The organism is Cellulomonas septica (assembly GCF_012396155.1).
Lineage (GTDB): Bacteria > Actinomycetota > Actinomycetes > Actinomycetales > Cellulomonadaceae > Cellulomonas > Cellulomonas septica.
In genome coordinates this window covers 1-9,144 of the sequence record NZ_JAAXOY010000074.1, presented here as the reverse complement: position 1 = coordinate 9,144, position 9,144 = coordinate 1, and the positions used below count along the sequence as shown (strand labels likewise).

The window sequence follows — 9,144 nt, the reverse complement described above, 5'->3', positions numbered from 1 at the left end:
GGCGTCGACGGGCTGCTGCGGTCGCTCGCCAAGGAGCTGCGCGGCGGGGCGACCGGCAACGGCGTCGTGCTGCGCGAGGGCGTGTCCGTGACGGCACCGTCGGCGCTGGGCGCGCTGCGGTTCTTCCTGTCGGCCCGGTCCGCGTTCGTCGACGGGCAGCTGCTCACGGTCGCGTCCGACGCGGGTGCGCTGCCGGCGTCGTGGGACGCCCCGCTCGACGGGCGCGTCGCGGTCGTGACCGGTGCCGCGCGCGGCATCGGCAAGGCGATCGCGCAGACGCTCGCCCGTGACGGCGCGACCGTCGTCGCGGTCGACGTCCCCGCCGCCGGCGAGCAGCTCGCCGCCGTCGCCAACGAGATCCGCGGCACCGCGCTCCAGCTCGACGTCACGGCCGACGACGCGGGTGCGCGCATCCTCGCGCACGCCCTCCAGCGGCACGGGCGGCTCGACGTCGTCGTGCACAACGCGGGCATCACGCGCGACAAGCTGCTCGCCAACATGACGCCCGACAAGTGGGAATCCGTGCTCGCCGTGAACATCGCGAGCCAGCTGCGGATCAACGAGGCGCTGCTCACGTCGGGCGACTTCGCCGACGCCCCGCGCATCGTGTCGCTCGCGTCGACGTCGGGCATCGCGGGCAACCGCGGGCAGACCAACTACGCGGCGTCGAAGGGCGGCGTCATGCCCGCGCCGCACTCGATCCGCGCGACCCCGCAGGCCGACGGCTCCGTCGTCTTCACGTGGGTCAACCCCGAGCCTGCGGAGGGCGACCGGTACCTGTGGGCCGTCCGCACCGCGACGGGCGAGCCCACGCCCCAGCTCGCGGACGCGCCCACCGTGACCGTGCCCGCCGAGCAGGCGCCCGGCGGCCAGGTGTGCATCGAGGTGTCGATCGTCCGGGCCGACCGGTCGTCGTCCGCGCAGCCCGCGCAGGGGTGCTCGGCATGAGCTGGCAGACGGTCCGCAGCCGCGCGACGAAGACGATGGCCGTGGTCACGCTGCCCGCCGTCGTCGCGGTGCTCGCGCTCGTCGACCAGGGCTTCCCGCTCGCGCGCGTCGACCTCAACGACGGCGGCGTGTGGCTCACCAACACGAGCCAGCTCAAGCTCGGCCGGTTCAACGCGCAGGTCGAGGAGCTCGACGCGGGGGTCGTCACCAGCGGCAGCACGTTCGACGTCCAGCAGGACGGCGGCGACGTGCTGCTGCTCGAGCCGACCGGCTTCTCGGTCGTGGACCCGGCGTCCGTCACGCAGACGACCGCCGTGGCCGTCGCCGGCGCCGACGTCTCCATGGCGGCCGGGACGGTCGCGGTCGCCGCGGGCGGGGACGCCTGGGTGCGCACGGTCGACCAGCTCGACCGGCTCAACGTCCCGCAGGACCCGGCCGACGCCGAGGTCGGGGACGGCGGCACGGTCGTCGTGGCGCGCAGCGGCGTCGCGCTCGCGATCGCCGAGGACGGCGAGGTCACGCGCGTCGACCTGTCCCAGCTCCCGTCGACCACGCCCGGCGGCACGCTCCGCGGCGACGGGGAGATCGAGTCCGTGACGGCCGTCGGCGACGAGCCCGTCGTGCTCTCGGGCAGCACCCTGCGGACGCTGCACGGGACCGTCGAGCTCGACGGCGAGGACCTCGCGCTGCAGGAGCCCGGGCCGCAGTCGTCGCGCGTGCTCGTCGCGAGCCGTGACGCGCTCCTCGAGGTGCCGCTCGACGGCGGCGACGTGGTCGAGCACCCGACGACGGGGGAGGGCCGCCCGGCCCGGCCCGTGCAGGTCGGGTCGTGCGCGCACGCCGCCTGGGCGACGCCCGTCGGCTCGTACCTCGAGCTGTGCGACGGGAAGAAGCCGCAGGTCCGCAACCTGCAGGACATGTCCGCGCAGGACGTGCTGGTCTTCCGCGTGAACCACGGCATCGTCGTGCTCAACGACACGCTGCGCGGCCGCGTCTGGATGCCCACGCAGGACACCGACCTGCGCACGCCGGACTGGCAGGACGTCGTGCCCGAGGAGGAGCCCGAGGAGGCCGAGGACGAGTCGCAGACCCCGCAGACCACGCAGGAGCTCGTGACCGAGTGCAGCGACTCGTCGGCGGCGCCCGTCGCCGCGGACGACGAGTTCGGCGTGCGCCCCGGCCGGACGACGATCCTGCCGGTCATCGACAACGACTCGTCGTCCGACTGCGGGATCCTCGTCATCTCGACCGTCGACCCGCTGCCGCCCGAGTTCGGCACGGTCGAGCCCATCTTCGGCGGCCGGTCCCTCCAGGTCGCGGTCGCGCCCGACGCGTCCGGCACGGCCGAGTTCACGTACACCGTCGACGACGGCCGCGGCACGAGCTCGCCGACGACCGCGCGCGTGCGGCTGACGGCGCGCGACGGCTCGCTCGACGACCCGCCCGTGCAGCTGCGGAACGGCTCGCTGCGCGTCGAGGCGGGCGGCGAGGCCGACTACCAGGTGCTCGCGGACTTCCGCGACCCCGACGGCGACGACCTCGTGCTCGTCGGCGCGTCCGCCGACGCGGCGGCCGGGACGGTCCGGTTCCGCCAGGACGGGTCGCTCACGTTCCGGGCGGACGGTGGGCGGCTCGGCCGCACCCCGGTCACGGTGCTGGTCTCCGACGGCACGCACACGGTCGAGGGCTCGCTCGAGGTCGACGTGCGGCCGGCGGGTTCGCTCGCGCCGCAGATCGACCCCGTGCACGCCGTCACCTACGTCGGCCAGGCGGTGACGCTGCGGCCCCTCGACGCGGTGCGCTCGACGTCGCAGGAGGCACCGCGGCTCGCGAGCGTCGACCAGGTGGTCGGCGCGACCGTCGAGGCGGACCTCGCGGCCGGCACGTTCACGTTCTCCGCGCCGCGCGCCCAGACGTACTACGTGCCGTTCGTGGTGACCGCGGCACCGCAGCAGGCGACCGGCCTCGCGCGCGTCGACGTGCTCGAGTGGCCCGAGCAGGCCCGCCCGCCCGTCGCGGTGCGCGACGTCGCGTACCTGCCGGCGGGCGGCGAGGTCACGATCGACCCGCTCGAGAACGACTCCGACCCGGCGGGCGGCGTGCTCGTCCTGCAGGACGTCGAGGTCCCGCCCGGCCTCGGCCTGCACGCCGCGGTCCTCGAGCACCGGTACGTCCAGATCACGGCCGACCGCACGCTCACCGAGCCGGTGTCGTTGCGGTACGTCGTCTCGAACGGCGGCGAGGAGGCGGTCGGCGAGATCGTCGTGCGGCCCGTTGCGGCGACCGGGACGTCGCAGCCGCCCGTGGTGCGCAACGTCGAGGCGTCCGTGCGGACCGGGGGCGTCGTGACGATCCCGGTGCTCGACACGGCGTACGACCCCGACGGCGACCGTCTCACCGTCCAGCCGACGCTGGCCGAGCCGCTCGGCGACGGCGAGGGGCTGCTCTTCGTGTCGGGCGACGTGCTGCGCTACCAGGCGCCGTCGACGCCGATGACCGCGCGTGCGACGTTCGTGGTCCGCGACGAGACCGGCAACGAGACCGCCGCGACCCTCACGGTGCGCGTGCACGCGTCCGACGCCGCGACCAAGGCGCCGCCGCGGCCGCGCGACCTCGAGGCGCGGGTCTTCGCCGGTGACAAGGTCCGCGTCGACGTCCCGCTGGTCGGGATCGACGACGACGGCGACGGTGTCGCGCTCCTCGGCTTCGCCAAGCCGCCCGAGCGGGGCCGGATCGTCGAGGTCGGCGCCGACTACCTGGTCTACGAGGCGGCGCAGGACGACCTCGGCACGGTCACCTTCAGCTACGCGGTCGAGGACTGGACCGGCCAGCGGGCGGTCGCGGACATCCGCGTCGGCATCGCTAAGAGGCCCACGACCGCGGCCACGGTCGTCGCGCGCGACGACGCGGTGACGGTCGCCCCGGGCCGCACGGTCGAGGTGCGGGTCCTCGCCAACGACGTCGACTCGAGCGGCGGCGAGCTCACGCTGTCCGACGAGCTCGTGACGTCGCCGACGGACGTCGCCGCGCGGGTCGAGGGTCGACGCCTCATCGTGCAGGCCCCCGAGCAGGACGGGATCGTCCAGATCTCGTACACCGCGACCAACGCGCGCGGCGGGAGCGACACCGCGGTGCTCACGGTGACCGTCACGCGCGACGCCCCCGTCCTGGCACCAATCGCCGCCGACGTCGTCGTGCCGCCGGCCGACACGTTCGAGCTGACCGAGGTCGCGGTCAACGTCCTCACGCTCGCGCAGAACCCGAGCGGCCCGCTGAGCGACCTCGAGGTCTCGGTGCCCCGGTCGGTCGCCGACGTCGCCCGGGTGGCCCCGGACGGCCGGGTCGTGATCACGCTCGTCGACCACGCGCAGACGCTGCCGTACCGGCTGACCAACACGACCGACCCGACCGGCGAGGCGGCGTCGTGGGCGTTCATCACCGTGCCCGCGCTCGGGTTCTTCCCGCCGACGCTGCGCCGCGGCGCGCCCGACCTGCGGGTCGCGACGGGCGAGCTGCTCGAGATCTCGCTCGACGAGCAGATCAAGGTCGCGCCCGGCCGCACCGCGCAGGTCGCCGACCCGCTCGGCGTCACCGCGACCAAGTCCGACGGCAGCGGGCTCGTCAAGGACGACACGACGCTGCAGTTCCGGTCCGCGCCCGGGTACGCGGGTCCCGCGTCGATCACGCTCGTCGTCACCGACGCCACGGGTGCGGGCGACTCGTCGGCGCACACCGCGCCCCTCACGCTGCTGATCGACGTGTACGCGGTCGACGACCACCCGCCGACGTTCACGCCGTCGATGATCGACGTCGCGCCCGGCGAGGCGGCCTCCGTCGTCGACCTGCGCGCGTTCACGACGGGGCCCGCCGGGCAGTCGGGGACCGCTGAGAAGTACAGCTACCAGCTCACGGGGGCGAGCCCGGTCGGGTTCACCGCCACGGTCGAGGGCGGCATCCTCTACGTCGCCGCCGCCCGTGACACGCCGAAGGGCAAGACCGCGCAGCTGCCGATCCGCATCGGGTACGGACGCTCGGGCTCGCTCGACCAGGCCGTCGACGTCCGCGTCGTCGCGAGCAAGCGTCCGCTCGCGGACGTCGTCGACCGGACGTTCACCGACGGCGAGGAGGGCAAGGAACGCCGCGTCGACGTCCTGGAGGGCGCGTACAACCCGTTCCCCGGCGAGCTGCTGACCGTCGTCGGTGCGCGCGTCGAGTCGGGCCAGGGCACGGTCGCCGTCGGCGACGGGACGGTGTCGCTGCGCCCGGCCCAGGGGTTCATCGGCCAGATGGTCGCCGTCGTGCGGGTGCGCGACGCGACCGGCGACCCGGACCGCGAGGTCGAGGGACGCGTGGTCCTCGTCGTGCGCGGCCGTCCGGCCGTCCCGATCGCGCCGCGCGTCGGCGAGGTCCGCGACCGCACGGTCGTCCTGTCGTGGGACGCCCCGGACAACCGCGGTGCACCGATCGAGGAGTACCGGGTCGTCGCCAACCCGGGCGGCATCACGCGGTCGTGCACCAGCACGACGTGCACGCTCGACAACCTGACGAACGACGTCGAGTACACGTTCACCGTCGCCGCGCGCAACGCGGTCGGCTGGTCGGACCCCAGTGCGCCGTCGGCGCCCGCGCGGCCCGACGCGGTCCCCGACGCGCCGGCGACGCCGACCCTGGAGTTCGGCGACAACGCGGTGACGGCCCGGTGGACCCCGCCGGCGTCGCGCGGCTCGGCCATCTCGAGCTACACGCTGCAGATCTCGCCGTCGCCGGCGAACGGCCCGGCGAGCGTCTCGACGAGCTCGACGAGCTACACGTTCACCGGCCTGCGCAACGGCACGGCGTACACGGTGCAGGTCCGGGCGCACAACCGCGCGCCCGAGCCCGGCCCCTGGTCGCCGTGGTCGACGCCGATGGTGCCCGCGCGCGCCCCCGACGCCCCGACCGTGCAGGCCGTGCCGACCGACTCGCAGACGGGCCGCGTGCTCGACGTGACGTGGGTGCCCGGTGCCGACAACGGCGACGCGGTGGCCGAGTACGAGGTGACGGTCGAGGGCCCGAACGGTCTGACGACCGTCGTCCCCGCGGGCCAGACACGCTGGACGTTCACCCAGGCGAGCACCGGCTACCCGTACAAGGTGTCCGTGCGCGCGCGGAACAAGGCCGGCCAGGGCGCCGCCGGGACCACGACCGCGTCGACGTTCGGGCTGCCGACCGCGCCGACCTCCCTGACGGCGACGTCGCTCGCGGGCCAGGGGGCGATCCGCCTGTCGTGGTCCGGCGCCGACGGCAACGGCGCCCCGATCACCGAGTACGTCGTCCGCATGCCCGACGGCACGGAGCGGTCGGTCGGTCGCGGCGAGCAGTGGGTGGCCGAGGGCCTGCAGGGCCGCGACGAGCCGTACACGTTCCAGGTCCGGTCCGTGAACCAGGCCGGGTCGAGCGGGTGGAGCCCGGCGGCGAGCGCCCAGGCGACGACGCCGCCCGGCCAGCCGAACGTCGCCCAGCCGGTCGTGACGGCAACGACCTCCGCCGGGCGCCCCACGACGCTGCAGATCAGCTGGTCCGCGGCCGCGGCCAACGGCGGCAACAACCTGCGGTACCGGTGGAGCCTGCAGACCGACACCGGTCAGCGTGCGGACGGCACGGGCGCGTCGGGCCAGACGGTCGACGTGTCGGGCTGGAACTGGCGCTGGCAGGGCACGCGCGTCACGCTGACGGTCGTCGCGGACACGACGGTCGACGGCCGCACGTTCACGAGCTCGCCGGGTCAGAGCAGCGCGGTGATCACCTGGGGTGCCGTGCCGGGCAAGGTCGGTGGCCTCACGCTCACGCCCGACTCGACCGACGCCCCCACGCGGCTCACGGCGGCGTGGTCGGCCCCGGACTCCGGCGGGCTGTCGGTGACGTACCAGGTCTGCTGGGCCGTCGACGGCAACCAGGTCGGCTGCGACGACGAGAACGGCACGACCCGCGCCCGGCGGATGCGCGACCTCGGCGACCCCGGCGCGGGCGCCGTCGTCACGGTCGTCGTGACCGCCCGCAACGAGAAGGGCGCCGGCCCGGCGTCGAACCCCGTCACCTACACGGTGCCCGCACCCTGATCCCCGCACGTCCCTGGAGGAGAACACGATGACCCCCGAGCAGAGCGCCTGGTTCGCCGAGACGTTCGACACGCTCGTGTCCAACGTCGGGCAGGCCCTGCTGGGCAAGGACCGGACGATCCGCCTCGCGCTCACCGCGATGCTGGCCGAGGGCCACCTGCTGCTCGAGGACGCGCCCGGCACGGGCAAGACGTCGCTCGCGAAGGCGCTGGCCGCGACGGTGCAGGGCACGCACCACCGCATCCAGTTCACGCCGGACCTGCTGCCGTCGGACGTCACGGGCGTGACGATCTACGACCAGGGCTCGCACAAGTTCGAGTTCCACCAGGGGCCGGTCTTCGCGTCCGTGGTGCTCGCGGACGAGATCAACCGGGCCTCGCCGAAGACCCAGGCGGCGCTGCTCGAGGTCATGGAGGAGGGGCACGTCACGGTCGACGGCGTGACCCACTCGGTCGGCCGGCCGTTCATGGTCATCGCGACGCAGAACCCGATCGAGCAGGCGGGCACGTACCGCCTCCCGGAGGCGCAGCTCGACCGCTTCCTGATCAAGACGTCGCTCGGCTACCCGGACCGGGCCTCGACGATCGAGATCCTCGCGGGTGCGCGCGACCGCACGACGAACCTCGCGCCGCGCATCACGACGCAGGCGGTCGGGCTCGGCGAGGTGGAGCAGGCCCGTCTGCGCGAGCCGGCGAGGGCGCCGGTCGACGCGGTCGGGCTCGGCGAGGTGGAGCAGACGCGCCTGCGCGAGCCGGTGACGTCGCCGGTCCAGCCGCTCATGCCCTCCGTTCCGGGCGACCTGGAGCACACCGTCCTGCGCAGCGAGGCGTCTCCGGCCGGAGGGCTCGGCGACGTCGAGCACACGCGCCTCGTCGGCACGGCGGACCCGTCCGCCGATCGCGCCTCGGCCGGCCTGCTGCGGCTCGTGTTCGACACGGGCGAGCGGGTCGTCGTCGAGGGAGACGGGCTCGTCGGTCGCGACCCGTCGGACGCCGGGGTCACGCACGTCGTCGCGGTGGACGACCCGCAGCGCTCGGTCTCGAAGATCCACCTGGCGTTCGGTCCGACGGGCGACGGCCGGCTCTGGGTCGTCGACCGTGGCTCGACGAACGGCACGGTGCTCGTCGGCCCCGACGGCTCGGGAGCGGCGCTGACGCCCGGCGCGCGCGCGGTCGTGGAGGCGGGCTGGACGATCCGCTTCGGCCAGCGGGCGGCCCGGGTCGAGCGCGCCTGACGCGACCTGTTCCCCAGCACGGAGAGCGGCGGATGGCGCTCCGCCACCCGGGACGATCCCGACGAACGGCCGCGTCCTGCGCCCGTCGCGCCGTAGCATGAGCGCGGCGGTCGCCGACCGCCCTCCCGACGGCGGGTCTCCGCCGGGGAGCGATCCCGCTGCGAGGTGGACGTGACGGCCCCGTCGGACGAGTCGGTGCAGCCGGCCGTGGCCGGCGTCCGGGTCGACGTGGGCGTCGCGACGGACCGCGGGCGCCGCGACTCCAACGAGGACGCGTCCCTCGCGTCGGGCGGCGTGTACGTCGTCGCGGACGGCATGGGCGGTCACGAGGCGGGCGAGGTCGCGAGCGGCCTGGCGGTCGAGGCACTGCGGCCGCTGGTCGGGACGACGCCCGACGTCGCGACGGTCGCGGGCACGTTGCGCGACGCGCACGCGCGGGTCCGGGACCTCCCGTCGTCGTCGCCGCGCCGACCGGGCACGACGATCACGGGCGTGGTCCTCACGGAGCACGAGGGCGTGCCGTGCTGGGTCGTGCTCAACGTGGGCGACTCACGGACGTACCGCATGATCGGCGGCGTGCTCGAGCAGGTCACGGCGGACCACTCGGAGATCGCCGAGCTCGTCGCGAGCGGTCTCGTGCCGGCGGACGCGGCGGCGCGTCACCCGCGACGGCACGTCGTCACGCGCGTGCTCGGCGGCGGGGCGTCGGACGTGCGGCCGGACGTGTGGCTGTTCCCCGTGAGCCCGGGCGACCGGATGGTCGTGTGCTCGGACGGCCTGACGGACGAGCTGACGGACCGCAGGATCGAGGTCGAGCTGCGCACGGCGGGGTCCGCGCAGGAGGCGGCGGACCGCCTGGTCGCG

General features: G+C 74.9%; 4 protein-coding genes and 1 pseudogene. All 5 read left to right on the top strand.

Going from position 1 to position 9,144, the window contains the following annotated elements; genetic code table 11:
- The coding region (locus HGA02_RS05025) for an SDR family NAD(P)-dependent oxidoreductase (RefSeq protein WP_246247442.1) at nt 1–948 on the top strand (948 nt) is incomplete at its 5' end.
- Complete coding sequence (locus HGA02_RS05020) at nt 945–7,046, top strand: Ig-like domain-containing protein (protein ID WP_168678073.1); 6,102 nt, start codon at nt 945–947, stop codon at nt 7,044–7,046. The genes HGA02_RS05025 and HGA02_RS05020, both read left to right, overlap by 4 nt.
- A gap of 28 nt (nt 7,047–7,074) precedes the next feature.
- A pseudogene (locus tag HGA02_RS20790) lies at nt 7,075–7,701 on the top strand (AAA family ATPase); the annotation flags it as partial.
- Nucleotides 7,702–7,824: 123 nt separating this feature from the next.
- A complete protein-coding gene (locus tag HGA02_RS20785; RefSeq protein WP_246247444.1) occupies nt 7,825–8,280 on the top strand; it encodes an FHA domain-containing protein in 456 nt (151 codons plus the stop codon).
- 171 nt (nt 8,281–8,451) lie between these two features.
- Nucleotides 8,452–9,144, top strand: a 693-nt coding sequence (locus HGA02_RS05010) for a protein phosphatase 2C domain-containing protein (protein ID WP_168678071.1), incomplete at its 3' end; no start/stop codon positions are given.

Coding starts and splice junctions, on each gene's coding strand:
- HGA02_RS05020 (WP_168678073.1), top strand. CDS start 945: ATGAGCTGGCAGACGGTCCGCAGCCGCGCGACGAAGACGATGGCCGTG.
- HGA02_RS20785 (WP_246247444.1), top strand. CDS start 7,825: ATGCCCTCCGTTCCGGGCGACCTGGAGCACACCGTCCTGCGCAGCGAG.